2 protein-coding genes are annotated in these 15,366 nt (G+C 75.0%); both read right to left on the reverse strand.

The features are described from left to right. Position 1 precedes the first annotated feature (1 nt). Entirely contained in the window at positions 2-8,089 is an 8,088-nt protein-coding gene (locus tag ACZ4WZ_RS30115) for a type I polyketide synthase (protein WP_467895472.1), read from the reverse strand. Between the two features lie 45 nt (positions 8,090-8,134). Continuing rightward, positions 8,135-15,366: SDR family NAD(P)-dependent oxidoreductase (locus ACZ4WZ_RS30120; protein WP_467895475.1), on the reverse strand; the 7,232-nt coding region annotated here is incomplete at its 5' end.

Raw genomic sequence — 15,366 nt, forward strand, 5'->3', positions numbered from 1 at the left:
GCTACGACTTGCCGAGCTCTTCGTGGATGAACGCGAAGATCTCTTCGGCCGAGGCGGACGCCAGTTCGTCGTGGGCGTCGGCTTCCTCGGTCTTCTCCGGGTCCGTGCCGCCCCACTTGGTGAGCAGCACCTGGAGCCGGCCGGCGATGCGGTGGCGCGCCCCGTCGTCCGGGGTGAGCCGGGTGAGGGCCGCGTCGATGCGGTCGAGGTCGGCGAGGACGGACCGGTCCGTCTCGATGTCGCCGCCCCGCAGGTGCTCGCGCAGGTGCTGGGCGAGCGCCGCGGGGGTGGGGTGGTCGAAGAGGAGGGTGGCGGACAGCTTCAGGCCCGTGTCGCCCGCGAGGCGGTTGCGCAGTTCGACGGCGCTGAGCGAGTCGAAGCCCAGGTCCTTGAAGGGCCGCGCCTCCTGCACCCCGTCGGCGGTGCGGTGGCCGAGGACCGCGGCGGCGTGTCCGCGGACCAGCTCGACGAGGAGGTGCTGCTGTTCTGCGGGCGCGGCGGCGGCGAGCCGCTGCCGGAGGGCGGCGGCCGAGGCGGCGGCCTCCTGTCCGGCCTCCGGGCCGTCGTCGGCCAACGCCTCCTGCACGTCGGGCAGTTCGCTGATGAGCGCACTGTGGCGCATGGCCGTGTAGGTGGGGGCGAACAGCGCCCAGTCGACGTCGGCGACGCCGACGCAGGTCTCGTCGAGGTCGAGGGCCTGCTGGAGGGCGGCGATGGCGGTGTCCGGCGCGATGCCGATGACTCCGCGGCGGCGCAGGTGCTCGTCGATGTCCTCGGAGGCCGCCATGCCGGCTTCGGCCCAGGGGCCCCAGGCGACGGCGGTGCCGGGCAGCCCGTGGGCGCGGCGGCGTTCGGCGAGGGCGTCGAGGTGGGCGTTGGCGGCCGCGTAGGCGGCCTGGCCGCCGCTGCCCCACATGCCGGCGCTGGACGCGAAGACGACGAACGCGGACAGGTCGAGGCCGCGGGTGAGTTCGTCGAGCAGGTCGGCGGCGACGGCCTTGGGGCGCAGGACGTGGGCCAGGTGTCCGGCGGTGACCTCGTCCATGAACCCGTTGTCGGAGACGCCCGCGGCGTGGACGACGGCGGTCAGCGGCCGGTCGGCCGGTACGGAGGCCAGCAGGGCGGCGAGCTGGTCGCGGTCGGCGACGTCGCAGGCGGCGAGGGTGACCTCGGTGCCCGACGCGCGCAGGGCGGCCGCGAGTTCGGTGGCGCCGGGGGCGTCCGCGCCGCGCCTGCTGGTCAGCAGCAGGTGTTCGGCGCCGCCTTCGGCGAGCCAGCCGGCGAGCCGGCTGCCGAGGGCGCCGGTGCCGCCGGTGACGAGGACGGTTCCGGTGGGCCGCCAGGGTGCGGCGGCCGGGCGGCCGGCGGGGGCGGGTGCGCGGCGCAGCCGGCGTACCTGGACGCCGGCGCCGCGGACGGCGAGCTGGTCCTCGCCGCCGGGTGCGGCCAGGACGGCGGCGAGGCGGGCGGCGGCCCGCTCGTCGAGGTCGTGGGGCACGTCGACGAGGCCGCCCCAGCGGTCGGGGTATTCGAGGGCGGCGACCCGGCCGAGGGCCCACACCTGGGCCTGGGCGCCGGTGGGGTCGGCCGTCGGGTCCGAGGGTCCGGTGGAGACGGCGCCGCTGGTCAGGTTCCACAGGGGGGCGCCGATGCCGGCGTCTCCGAGGGCCTGCGCCAGGGCGGCGGTCGCGGCGAGCGCGGCGCTGACCCCGGGCTGGGCGCTGTGCGGGCGGGTGTCGAGCGGGAGCAGGGAGAGCACGCCCGTGAGCTCCGGGCCGGTGCCGGCGCGCAGCCGGGCGGCCCAGTCGGTGCGGTCGGCGGCGGTCGCGTCGAGGCGCAGGACGGTGGTGGTGGCTCCGGCGGCGGTGAGCGCGGCGGCGGCCCGGCCGGCGAGCGGCCCGGCGGGGTCCGCGCCTTCGGGTACGACGAGCAGCCAGTGTCCGTCCGGGCGGGCGGCGGCGGCCGGGTCGGGGGCGGGCTTCCAGGTGATGCGGTAGCGCCAGGAGTCGATGGTGTGCTGCCGGCGGCGGGCGCGCCGCCACGTGGACAGGGCGGGCAGGACGCCGCGCAGCTGCTCCTCGTCGGGGAGGCGCAGGGTCCCGGTGAGGGCCTGGAGGTCCTCGCGTTCGACGGCCGCCCAGAACTCGGTGTCGGCCTCGTCCCGCGCGGTGGGCGCGCCGGCGCCGGCGGGGGCGGCGTCGAGCCAGTAGCGGCTGCGCTGGAAGGCGTACGTGGGGAGGTCGACCCGGCAGGCGGGGCGGTCGGCGAGCGGCGGGGTCCAGTCGACGGGGAGGCCGCGGGTCCAGGCTTCGGCGAGGGCGCCGAGGAAGGCCTCGGGCTCGGGACGGTCCTTGCGCAGGACGGGCGCCAGCAGTCCGGAGAAGGTGTCGGGGAGGGACTCCCCCGCCATGGCGGCGAGGACGCCCTGCGGGCCGACCTCCAGGAAGTGGGTGACCCCCTTCGCGGCCAGGTGGGCGACACCGTCACCGAAGCGGACGGCGGCCCGGACGTGCTCCACCCAGTAGTCGGCCGTGAACGCGGTGATCTGCCCGCCGGTCACGTTGGAGACGACCGGAATGGCGGGCGCGGCGTAGGTCAGGGACTCGGCGACCTCCCGGAACGCCTCCAGCATCGGCTCCATCAGCGGCGAGTGGAAGGCGTGCGAGACCGTCAGCCGCTTGGTCTTGCGACCCCGCTCCGCCAGCTTGGCGGCCACGTCGAGTACGGCGTCCTCGGCGCCGGAGATCACCACGGACTCGGGGCCGTTGACCGCCGCGATGTCGACATCGGCCGACAGCAGCGGCCGCACCTCGTCCTCACCGGCCCGGACGGACACCATCGCCCCGCCCTCCGGCAGCGCACCCATCAGCGCACCGCGCGCCGCCACCAGACGGGCCGCGTCCGCCAGGGACAGCACCCCCGCCACATGCGCGGCCGCGATCTCACCGATCGAGTGACCCGCCACGAAGTCGGGGCGGACGCCGTAGGACTCCAGTACGCGGAAGAGTGCGACCTCGACGGCGAACAGCGCGGGCTGGGTGTACTCGGTGCGGTGGACCTCGTCCCCGCCGCCGAAGACGATCTCCTTCAGCGGGAGGTCGAAGTGGGCGCAGACCTCGTCGAAGGCGTCGGCGAACACCGGCTGGGCGTCGTACAGCTCGCGGCCCATGCCCGGCCGCTGCGCGCCCTGCCCGGAGAACAGGAAGGCGGTACGGGCGCCCCCGACGGCCTCGCCGCGGAAGGTGCCGGGCGCCGAGGCGCCGGCCGCGAGGGCGTCGAGGCCCTCCAGGTAGCCCTCGCGGCTGTCGGCGAGGACCACGGCGCGGCTCTCCAGCTGGGCGCGCCAGGACAGCAGGGCGGAGGCGGTGCTCGGCAGGTCCAGCCCGGGGCGGGCCGCGGTGAGGTCGCGCAGGCGGCGCGCCTGTTCGGTCAGGGCGTCAGGGGTGCGGGCGGAGACCAGCCAGGGCAGCAGCTCAGCGGGCGCCGGCTCCTGCTCGGGCCCGGGCTCGGTCGTGGCCTGCGGCGCGGGCTCCTGCGGGGCCTCCTCGACGATCACGTGGGCGTTGGTGCCGCTGACGCCGAACGAGGAGACGCCGGCCCGGCGCGGACGGCCCGTCTCCGGCCATTCGACGGCCTCGGTGAGGAGTTCCACCGCGCCCGCCGACCAGTCGACGTGCGGGGACGGCTCGTCGGCGTGCAGGGTCCTGGGCAGTACGCCGTGGCGCATGGCCATGACCATCTTCATGACGCCGGCGACACCGGCGGCGGCCGAGGTGTGGCCGATGTTCGACTTGATCGAGCCGAGCAGCAGCGGCCGGTCCCCGGGCCGGTCCTGGCCGTAGGTGGCCAGCAGGGCCTGCGCCTCGATGGGGTCGCCGAGGGCGGTGCCGGTGCCGTGGGCCTCGACGGCGTCCACGTCCTGCGGGGCGAGGCGGGCGTTGGCGAGGGCCTGGCGGATGACGCGCTGCTGGGAGGGCCCGTTGGGGGCCATGAGGCCGTTGCTGGCGCCGTCCTGGTTGGTCGCCGTACCGCGCACCACGGCGAGGACGCGGTGGCCGTTGCGGCGGGCGTCGGAGAGCTTCTCCAGGAGGAGGACCCCGGCGCCCTCGGACCAGGCGGTGCCGTCGGCGGCGGCGGAGAACGCCTTGCAGCGGCCGTCGCCGGCCAGTCCGCGCTGGCGGCTGAACTCGACGAACAGGTCCGGGGTCGGCATGACGGTGACGCCGGCGGCCAGCGCCATGGTGCACTCGCCGGCCCGCAGGGACTGGGCGGCGAGGTGCAGGGCGACGAGGGAGGAGGAGCAGGCGGTGTCGACGGTGACGGCCGGGCCCTCCAGCCCGAAGGTGTAGGCGACGCGGCCGGAGATGACGCTGGTCAGGTTGCCGGTGAGGGAGTAGCCCTCGACGCCTTCGCCGCCCATCTGCTGGAGCCCGCCGAAGTAGCCGGGCTGGGTGGCGCCCGCGAAGACGCCGATGGGGGCGGACTTCACGCTCGTCGGGTCGATGCCGGCCCGTTCGAAGGCCTCCCAGGAGGCCTCCAGGAGCAGCCGCTGCTGGGGGTCCATGGCGACGGCTTCGCGCGGGGAGATCCCGAAGAAGGCCGGGTCGAAGTCGGCGGCGTCGTGGAGGAACCCGCCCTCGCGGACGTAGGTGGTGCCGGGGTGGTCGGGGTCCGGGTGGTAGAGGGCCTCGAGGTCCCAGCCGCGGTCGGCGGGGAAGGGGCTGATGACGTCGGCGCCGGTGTCGACGAGCTGCCACAGGTCCTCGGGCGAGCGGACGCCGCCGGGGTAGCGGCAGGCCATGGCGACGATCGCGACGGGCTCGTCCTGCGCCGCCGCGCCCGCGATGTGGCCGGTGACGGCGGCGGTGCGCTCACCGAGCACTTCGGCCCGGACGAACGCGGCGACGGCGGCGGGGGTCGGGTGGTCGTAGGCGAAGGCGGCGGGCAGCCGCAGCCCGGTGGCGTTGTTCAGCCGGTTGCGCAGGTTGACGGCGGCCAGCGAGTCGAAGCCCAGCTCCTTGAAGGCCCGCTGCGGGTCGACGGCGGCCGGCCCGTCGTGGCCGAGCACGGCGGCGGCGAGGGCGCGTACGAGGTCCAGGACGGTGCGGAGCTGCTCGGCCTCCGGGAGGCCCCGGAGCTCCTCGCGCAGCGCCGACCCGGCGGCCCTGCCGGCTTCCTCGTCGGGTGCGGAGTGCAGGGCGGCGAGGGCGGTGCGGGTCTCGGGGGCGCGGCGGCGGCGCAGCCAGGAGGCCATGTCGGGGAGGGCTTCGCGCAGCGGCTTGTCGCCGTCGATGTCCAGGGTGGCGATGAGGGTGTCGACGTCCTCCTCGTCGACGGCCTGCCAGAACCGCTCCTCGGCCGCGTCGCGGGGGGTGCCGGCCTCGGGGGTCAGCCAGTAGTGGCGGTGCTGGAAGGCGTACGTGGGCAGCTCGACGGAGTCCGCCGGGGTGCGGGGGGCGAGGAGGGGCGTCCAGTCGACGGGGAGGCCGCGGGTCCAGGCTTCGGCGAGGGCGCCGAGGAAGGCCTCGGGCTCGGGGCGCTGCTTGTCGAGGCAGGTGGTGGCCAGGCCGTCGAAGTCCTCGGGGAGGTTCTCCCGGGCCATCGCGGTGAGGACCCCGGCGGGACCGAGCTCCAGGAAGTGGCTGACACCGCGTCCGGCGAGGTGGCGGACACCGTCGCCGAAGCGGACGGCGGCCCGGACGTGCTCCACCCAGTAGTCGGCCGTGAACGCGGTGATCTGCTCACCGGTCACGTTCGAGACGACCGGGACGGACGGGGTTCCGTGTTCCAGGGTCTCGGCGACCTCGCGGAACGCCTCGAGCATCGGCTCCATCAGCGGCGAGTGGAAGGCGTGCGAGACGGTGAGGCGCTTGGTCTTGTGACCCTGCCCGGACAGCTGCGCGGCCACGGCCAGAACCGCGTCCTCCGCACCCGAAATCACCACCGAAGACGGGCCGTTGACCGCCGCGATGTCCACCTCGGCCGACAGCAGCGGGCGCACCTCGTCCTCACCGGCGCGTACGGACACCATCGCCCCGCCCTCCGGCAACGCACCCATCAGCGCCCCGCGCGCCGCCACCAGACGGGCAGCGTCCGCCAGGGACAGCACCCCCGCCACATGCGCGGCCGCGATCTCACCGATCGAGTGACCCGCCACGAAGTCCGGACGCACACCGAAGGACTCCACCAGCCGGTACAACGCCACCTCAAGGGCGAACAACGCCGGCTGCGTGAACTCGGTGCGGTGGACCTCGTCCCCGCCGCTGAAGACGATCTCCTTCAGCGGGAAGCCGAAGTGGGCGCACACCTCGTCGAAGGCCGCCGCGAACACCGGCTGGGCCGCGTACAGCTCGCGCCCCATGCCCGCACGCTGCGCACCCTGCCCCGAGAACAGGAAGGCCAGCTTCCCGGGGCGTGCCGTGCCCTCGGACAGCGACCCGTCCGGAGTGCCGTCGACGAGGGCGCGCAGGCCGGAGCGGAAGCCGTCCGTGTCCTCGGCGAGGACCACCGCGCGGTGGTCCAGCGCGGAGCGGGTCATCACGAGCGCTGCCGCGACGTCCGCCGCCGGGAGGGAGGTGTCGAGGCCGAGGAGGCGCTCGGCCTGGCCGCGCAGCGCCTGCGCGCTGTGCGCCGAGACCACCCACGGCAGCGGCCCGGAACGGGCCGGGGCGTGGGGCTGTTCCTCCGGCGCGCCGGCGGGCGCCTGCTCGACGATCACGTGGGCGTTGGTGCCGCTGATGCCGAACGAGGAGACGCCCGCGCGGCGCGGACGGTCGGTCCCGGGCCAGTCCACGGCTTCCGTCAGGAGTTCGACGGCGCCCGCCGACCAGTCGACCTGGGGGGTGGGCTCCTCCACGTGGAGGGTGCGCGGCAGCACGCCCTCCCGCATCGCCATGACCATCTTGATGATGCCCGCGACGCCCGCCGCTGCGGCCGTGTGGCCGATGTTCGACTTGACCGAGCCCAGCAGCAGCGGCCGGCCCTCCGGCCGGTCCTGCCCGTAGGTGGCGAGCAGGGCCTGCGCCTCGATCGGGTCGCCGAGGGCGGTGCCCGTACCGTGCGCCTCGACCGCGTCCACGTCCTGTGCCGTCAGCCGGGCGTTGGCCAGCGCCTGGCGGATGACGCGCTGCTGGGAGGGCCCGTTGGGGGCGGTCAGGCCGCTGCTCGCGCCGTCCTGGTTGACGGCGGAGCCGCGGACCACGGCGAGGACGCGGTGGCCGTTGCGGCGGGCGTCGGAGAGCTTCTCCAGGAGGAGCACGCCCACGCCCTCGCCCCAGATGGTGCCGTCGGCGGTGGAGGAGAACGCCTTGCAACGGCCGTCGCCGGCCAGTCCGCGCTGGCGGCTGAACTCCTGGAACAGCCACGGGTTGGGCATGACGGTGACGCCCCCGGCCAGCGCCATGGAGCACTCGTCGGCGCGCAGGGCCTGGGCGGCCTGGTGGACGGCGACGAGGGAGGAGGAGCAGGCCGTGTCGACGGTGATGGCCGGGCCTTCCAGCCCGAAGGTGTAGGCGACGCGGCCGGAGATGACGCTGTTGACGTTGCCGGTGAGGGTGTAGCCCTCGACCTCGCGGTGCGGGGTTCCCGTGCCGCCGCCCAGGTAGCCGGGGTTTCCGGCGCCGACGAAGACGCCGGTACGGCTGCCCTTGAGGGTGGCGGGGTCGATCCCGGCGCGTTCGAAGACCTCCCAGGAGGACTCCAGGAAGAGCCGCTGCTGGGGGTCCATGGCGAGGGCCTCGCGTGGCGGGATCCCGAAGAAGCCCGCGTCGAACCCGGCCGCGTCGGAGACGAACCCGCCCTCCCGGACGTAGCTGCTGCCATGGGCGTCCGGGTCGGGGTCGTAGAGGCCGTCGAGGTCCCAGCCGCGGTCGGTGGGGAAGGCGACGATGCCGTCGCCGCCTTCCGCCACCAGCCGCCACAGGTCCTCGGGCGAACCGACGTCCCCCGGGTAGCGGCAGGCCATGGCGACGATGGCGATCGGCTCCTGCTCCTTCGCCTCCGCGGCCTGCAGACGCTTGCGGGTCTGCTGGAGGTCGGCGGTGACGAGTTTCAGGTAGTCGCGGAGCTTGTCTTCGTTACTGCTGGCCATCGTGGCAGTGCCTCCGGTGGGACGGTCAGGACGACGGGTCGGGGATCAGCTGAGACCGAGTTCCTTCTCGATGAGGGCGAACATCTCGTCGTCGCTCGCCGAGGTGATCTCCGCGGTCCCGTCGGAGGTCTGTGCTCCCTCGTCGGTGTCGTGGTCGGTGCCGGCCTGCTCGAGCTTCCACAGGATCGAGCGCAGCCGGTTCACGGCCCGTTCCCTGCCGTCGCTGCCCTCCGGCAGCGCGGCCACGGCCGCCTCCCAGCCGGCCATGGCGTCGAGCACCGCGGCCTCCCGGGTGCCCTCGCCCGGGTCCAGTTCCGTGTGCAGGAAACCGGCGAGGGCGGCGGGCGACGGATGGTCGAAGATCAGCGTGGTCGGGAGCCGGAGGCCGGTGGCCGCGCCGAGTCCGTTGCGCAGTTCCACGGCCGTCAGCGAGTCGAACCCGAGGTCGAGGAAACCGCGTTCGGTGTCGATGGCCGCCGGGTTGGGGTGGGCGAGGACGGTGGCCACCTGGGTGCGGACCAGGTCGAGGAGGGCTTCGGCGCGTTCGGCACCGGTGAGGCGGGACAGCCGCTCGGCGAGGGCCGAGGCCCCCGGGGCGGCGGCCGTCTCGCCCGCGGCCCGGCGTACGGAGGCCCGCACGAGGCCCTTGAGCACACCGGGCAGCCGGCCCGCGTCGGCCTGGCCGCGCAGCGCCGTGGTGTCCAGGCGTACGGCGGCCAGCAGGGCTTCGTCGTGGCGTGCAGCGTCGTCGAACAGGGCCAGGCCCTGTTCGGTGGCGAGCGGCAGGACACCACTGCGGCTCATCCGCGCGAGGTCGGCGGTGTCGAGTCCGGCGGTCATGCCGCTGGACTCGGCCCACTGGCCCCAGGCGAGCGAGACGCCCGGCCGTCCGTGGGCGCGCCGGTGCTGGGCGAGCGCGTCCAGGAAGGAGTTGGCGGCGGCGTAGTTGCCCTGTCCGGGGCCGCCCATGACGCCGGCCACGGAGGAGTAGAGGACGAAGGCGGTCAGGTCGAGGTCGCGGGTGAGTTCGTGCAGGTTGACGGCGGCGTCGACCTTGGGCCGCAGTACGCGGGCCAGCCGGTCGGCGTCGAGCGAGCCGAGGACTCCGTCGTCCACGACTCCGGCGGTGTGGACGACCCCGCGCAGCGGCCGGTCGGCGGGGATCGCGGCGAGGAGGGCGGTCAGCGCGTCGCGGTCGGCGGCGTCACAGGCCACCACCTCGGCCGTCCCGCCCAGCCCGGCTATCTCCGCCACGAGTTCGGAGGCGCCGGGGGCGTCCGGGCCGCGCCGGCCGGCGAGCAGCAGGTGCCGTACGCCGTGCTTCGTGACGAGGTGCTTGGCGACGAGCGCGCCCAGGGTGCCGGTACCGCCGGTGATCAGGACCGTCCCGTCCGGGTCCCAGCCCTGCGGAACCGTCAGCACGATCTTCCCCGTGTGCCTGGCCTGACTCATGAACCGGAACGCCTCCGGCGCCCGCCGGACGTCCCAGGCACGGACGGGCAACGGCCGCAGCACGCCCGCCTCGAACAGCCGGCCCAACTCGGCGAGCATCTCGCCGATCCGCTCCGGACCAGCGCCCTCGACCATGTCGAAGGCCTGGTACGTCACTCCGGGGTGGAGCCGGGCGACCTCTTCGGGGTCGCGCACGTCCGTCTTGCCCATCTCCAGGAAGCGGCCGCCGCGCGGCAGCAGCCGCAGCGAGGCGTCCACCAGTTCCCCAGCCAGGCAGTCCAGCACCACGTCCATGCCCTCGCCGCCGGTGGCGACGGAGAAGTGCTCCTCGAAGAGGGCGTCACGGGAGGAGGCGATGTGCGCCTCGTCCAGTCCGAGTTCGCGCAGCACGTCCCACTTGCCCTCGCTGGCCGTGCCGAACACCTCGGCGCCCAGGTGGCGGATGAGCTGCACGGCGGCCATGCCGACGCCTCCGGCGGTGGCGTGGACGAGGACCCGCTCGCCCGCCTTCAGACCCGCCAGGTCGACGAGCCCGTAGTAGGCGGTGAGGAACACGGTCGGGATCGCGGCGGCCTGCTCGAAGGTCCAGCCGTCGGGGATGCGGACCACCAGGCGGTGGTCGACGACCGCGACGGGGCCGAACGCGCCCCGGATGAGACCGGTGACCTCGTCCCCGACCTCGATGCCGGTGACCCCGGGGCCCACCTCGGTGACGACGCCGGCGCCCTCGTTGCCCATACGGGCCAGACCCGGGTACATGCCGAGCGCGATCATCACGTCGCGGAAGTTCAGGCCCGCGGCGCGGACCGCGACACGGATCTCGCCCTCGGCGAGCTCCATCCCGCCGGCCGGGGACGGGACGAAGTCCAGGCTGTCGAGCGTCCCCGCCTTGGTGCTGTTGAGGACCCAGGAGGAGCCGGCGGGCAGGACCAGGACGCCGCCCGCGGCGGACGTGCCGGCGGACGGGACCAGGCGCGGTACGAGCAGCGCGCCGTCGCGGAGCGCGGCCTGCGGCTCGTTCCCGGTGAACACCGCGTCGGGGAGGCCGAGTCCGGTATCAGTGCCGGTGTCGGTGTCGAGGAGGACGAAGTGGCCGGGGTTCTCGGCCTGCGCGGCCCGCACCAGACCCCACAGCGGCGCCTGGGCCAGGTCGGTGACGTCCTCGCCGGGCAGTACGGCCACCGCACCGCGCGTGACGACGACCAGCCGGGTGGCCCCGAGCCGCTCGTCGGCCAGCCAGGTCTGCAGCGTGTCGAGCAGCGCGGCGGTGGTCCCGTACACGGCTCCGGCCAGTCCTGCGGCCGGGACCGCGGCCAGGGATCCGGCGTGCAGGAGGACCGCGGCGGGCACCGGCGCACCCTCGTCGAGGGCGGCCCGCAGGGAAGCGAGGTCCGCGTGGTCCGCACCCGCACCGCCGACCGCCACCCGCGGCCCGCCGGCGGCCGCGGCGGCCGGCGGAGCCGCGGTCCAGTCGAGCCGGTACAGGGCGTCGGAGTGGCCGGCACCCGCCACGGCGGCGGTCAGCTGCTCGGCGGCGACCGTACGGGTCGCCAGCGAGGCGACGGAGACGACCGGGTTCCCGGCCGGGTCCGCGATGTCGAGCGAGAGGGAATCCGGGCCGGCCGGCGTCAGCCGCACCCTCAGCCTGGACGCGCCCACGGCGTGCAGACGCACACCGCTCCAGGCGAAGGGCAGGCGGACCTGCCCCGCGTCCGTGGCCGGCCCGGCGACAGCGAGCCCGTGCAGCGCAGCGTCGAGCAGGGCCGGATGCAGTGCAAACCAGCCCGCCTCATCCTGCTGCGCATCGGGCAGCCCCACCTCGGCGAACACCACGTCACCGTCGCTCCGACGCCAGGCCCGGGCCAACCCCTGGAAGGCCTGCCCGTACCCGTAACCGGCCGCGGCGAGCCCCTCATAGAACCCGTCGAGGTCGACCGGCTCGGCATCCGCCGGAGGCCATACGGCCAGGTCGGACAGGGGTTCGGGGGTCGTTTCGGGGGCAGGGGCGAGCCGTCCGGCGGCGTGCCGGGTCCAGACCGCGTCGGCGTCCTCGGGACGCGAGTGGACGCTCACCGGCCGCGTGCCGTCCTCGTCGACGGCACCGACGAGCACCTGGAGCAGGACGCCACCCCGGTCGGGGATGACAAGGGGCGTCTCGATGGCGAGTTCCTCCAGCTCGCCGCAGCCCGCCTCGTCGCCCGCGCGGAGCGCGAGTTCCACGAAGGCGGTGCCGGGCAGCAGGACCGTGCCGGCCACCGCGTGGTCGGCGAGCCAGGGGTGGCTGTGCAAGGAGAGCCGCCCGGTGAGCAGCAGCTGCCCTCCGTCGGCCGGCGTCACGCTGGCGCCGAGCAGCGGGTGCCCGGGGGCGCCGAGTCCGGCAGCGAGCACGTCCGCGGAGGCGGAGGCGGCGGGGCGCGGCCAGTAGCGGCTGCGCTGGAAGGCGTACGTGGGAAGGTCCACGGTGGCCGGGGCCGCCGCCGTACCGCCGGCCAGGGCCGCCCGGTCGACGGGGAGGCCGCGGGTCCAGGCTTCGGCGAGGGCGCCCAGGAAGGCCTCGGGCTCGGGACGGTCCTTGCGCAGGACGGGCGCCAGCAGCCCGGAGAAGGTGTCGGGGAGGGACTCCCCCGCCATGGCGGCGAGGACGCCCTGCGGGCCGAGCTCCAGGAAGTGCCCCACGCCCTGCGCGGCCAGGTGGGCGACACCGTCACCGAAACGGACAGCTGCCCGGACGTGCTCCACCCAGTAGTCGGCCGTGAACGCGATGATCTGCTCACCGGTGACGTTGGAGACCACCGGGACGGAGGAGGGCGCGTGTTCCAGGGTCTCGGCGACCTCGCGGAACGCCTCCAGCATCGGCTCCATCAGCGGCGAGTGGAAGGCGTGCGAGACCGTGAGGCGCTTGGTCTTGTGACCCTGCCCGGACAGCTGCGCGGCCACGGCCAGAACCGCGTCCTCCGCACCCGAAACCACCACCGAAGACGGGCCGTTGACCGCCGCGATGTCCACCTCGGCCGACAGCAGCGGCCGCACCTCGTCCTCACCGGCCCGGACGGACACCATCGCCCCGCCCTCCGGCAGCGCACCCATCAGCGCACCGCGCGCCGCCACCAGACGGGCAGCGTCCGCCAGGGACAGCACCCCCGCCACGTGCGCGGCCGCGATCTCACCGATCGAGTGACCCGCCACGAAATCCGGACGCACACCGAAGGACTCCACCAGCCGGTACAACGCCACCTCGAGAGCGAACAACGCCGGCTGCGTGAACTCCGTACGGTGAACCGCCTCCCCCTCCCCGAAGACGATCTCCTTCAACGGGAAGCCGAAGTGGGCGCACACCTCGTCAAAAGCCGCCGCGAACACCGGCTGGGCCGCGTACAGCTCACGACCCATCCCCGCACGCTGCGCACCCTGCCCCGAGAACAGGAAGGCCAGCTTCCCGGGCTGGACCGGGGCCTTGGTGGTCTCGGTCAGGGCGTCGAGTCCGGCCAGCAGGCCATCCAGGCCCGTGGCGGTCACCGCGCCCCGGTGTTCGAGCGCGGAACGGGTGGTGGCGAGGGAGTACGCGACGGCGCGCGGGTCCAGGCCGGTGTGCGTCCGGGCGTACGCGGCGAGCCGCGCCGCCTGGACGCGCAGGGCCTCGGGACCGCGGCCGGAGACGGTCCACGTGACCGGTCCGCCGTCCGTGTCGGGGGCGGCGGGGGCGGGCGCCGTCGCGGGCGCCTGTTCCAGGACGACGTGGGCGTTGGTGCCGCTGGCTCCGAAGGAGGAGACGCCCGCGCGCCGGAGGCGACCGGTCCGCGGCCACTCCACCGACTCCGTCAGGAGTTCCACCGCGCCCGCCGACCAGTCGACGTGGGCCGACGGCTCGTCGACGTGCAGGGTCTTGGGCAGGATCCCTTCGCGCAGGGCCATGACCATCTTGATGACGCCCGCGACGCCCGCGGCGGCCTGGGCGTGTCCGATGTTGGACTTGACGGAGCCGAGCCACAGCGGCCGGTCCTCGGGCCGGTCCTGGCCGTAGGTGGCGAGGAGGGCCTGCGCCTCGATGGGGTCTCCGAGGGTGGTGCCCGTGCCGTGGGCCTCGACGGCGTCGACGTCGCGCGTGGTCAGCCGGGCGTTGGCGAGGGCCTGTTCGATGACGCGTTGCTGGGAGGGGCCGTTGGGGGCGGTGAGGCCGTTGCTGGCGCCGTCCTGGTTGACGGCCGAGCCGCGCAGTACCGCGAGGACGCGGTGACCGTTGGCCTGGGCGTCGGAGAGCTTCTCCAGGAGGAGCACGCCGGCGCCTTCGGACCAGCCGGCGCCGTCGGCGGCGGCGGAGAAGGACTTGCAGCGGCCGTCGGCGGACAGTCCGCGCTGCTTGCTGAACTCGACGAAGACGCTGGGGGTGGCCATGACGGTGACGCCGCCGGCCAGCGCCATGGTGCATTCGCCGGCCCGCAGGGCCTGGGCGGCCAGGTGGAGGGCGACGAGGGAGGAGGAGCAGGCGGTGTCGACGGTGACGGCCGGGCCCTCCAGCCCGAAGGCGTACGAGAGGCGGCCGGAGACGACGCTGCCGGAGGTGCCGGTGAGCAGGTAGCCCTCGGCGCTGTCGGCGGCGCGCTCCACGTGGCTGGCGTAGTCGTGGTACATGACGCCGGCGAAGACGCCGGTGCGCGTGCCCTTGCGTTCCGCCGGGTCGAGTCCGGCGCGTTCGAAGGCCTCCCAGGAGGCTTCGAGGAGGAGCCGCTGCTGCGGGTCCATGGTGACGGCCTCGCGCGGCGAGATCCCGAAGAGCTCGGGGTCGAAGTCGGCGGCGTCGTGGAGGAACCCGCCGTTGCGGGTGTACGAGGTGCCGGGGCGGCGTCCCTCGGGGTCGTAGAGGGCGTCGAGGTCCCAGCCGCGGTCGGTGGGGAAGCCGGCGACGGCGTCGCGGCCTTCGGTGACGAGCCGCCACAGGTCCTCGGGCGAGGAGACCCCGCCGGGGTAGCGGCAGGCCATCCCGACGATCGCGATCGGCTCGTCGGGAGCGGCGGTGGCCGGGGCGGGGGTGGCGGGGGTGGTGGCGGGGGTGAGGATCCCGGAGAGGAGGTGACGGGCCAGGGCTGCCGGGGTGGGGTGGTCGAAGATGAGCGTGGCGGCCAGTTTCAGGCCGGTGGCGGCGTTGAGCCGGTTGCGCAGTTCGACGGCGGTGAGGGAGTCGAAGCCGAGCTCCTTGAAGGCCGCCTCGGGGCGGATCGCCGACGGGTCGGCGTGGCCGAGCACCGCGGCGACCTGGCCGCTGACGAGGCCGAGGAGTTCACGTTCCCGCTCGCTCTCGCCGAGCGGGGCGAGCCGCCGGGCGAGGGAGGAGGCCTCGGCGCCGGTGCCGGTTTCGACGGCGCGCCGGGCGGGGGTGCGGACCAGGGAGCGCAGCAGTGGGGGCAGCAGCCCGGCGGCGGCGCGCGTGCGCAGGGTCGCCGCGTCCAGGCGTACGGGGACCAGGACGGGATCGGTGTCGGCGTCACCGTCGGCGGCGGCCGCGTCGAGGGCGGCGAGGCCCTGGGCCGCGCTGAGCGGGAGGACGCCGGCGCGGGAGGCCCAGCCGAGGTCGCCGTCCGTGAGGTGGCCGGTGAGGCCGCTGGTCTCCCACAGGCCCCAGGCCAGGGAGCGGGCCGGCAGGCCCTGGTGCCGGCGGTGGGCGGCGAGGGCGTCCATGAAGGCGTTGGCGGCGGCGTAGTTGGCCTGGCCCGGGTTGCCGAAGACACCCGCGGCGGAGGAGAAGAAGACGAAGGCGGTCAGGTCGAGATCGCGGGTCAGCTCGTGCAGGTTCCACGCGGCGTCCACCTTGGGACGCATCACCGCGTCGA

The organism is Streptomyces sp. NPDC029122, from assembly GCF_055569445.1.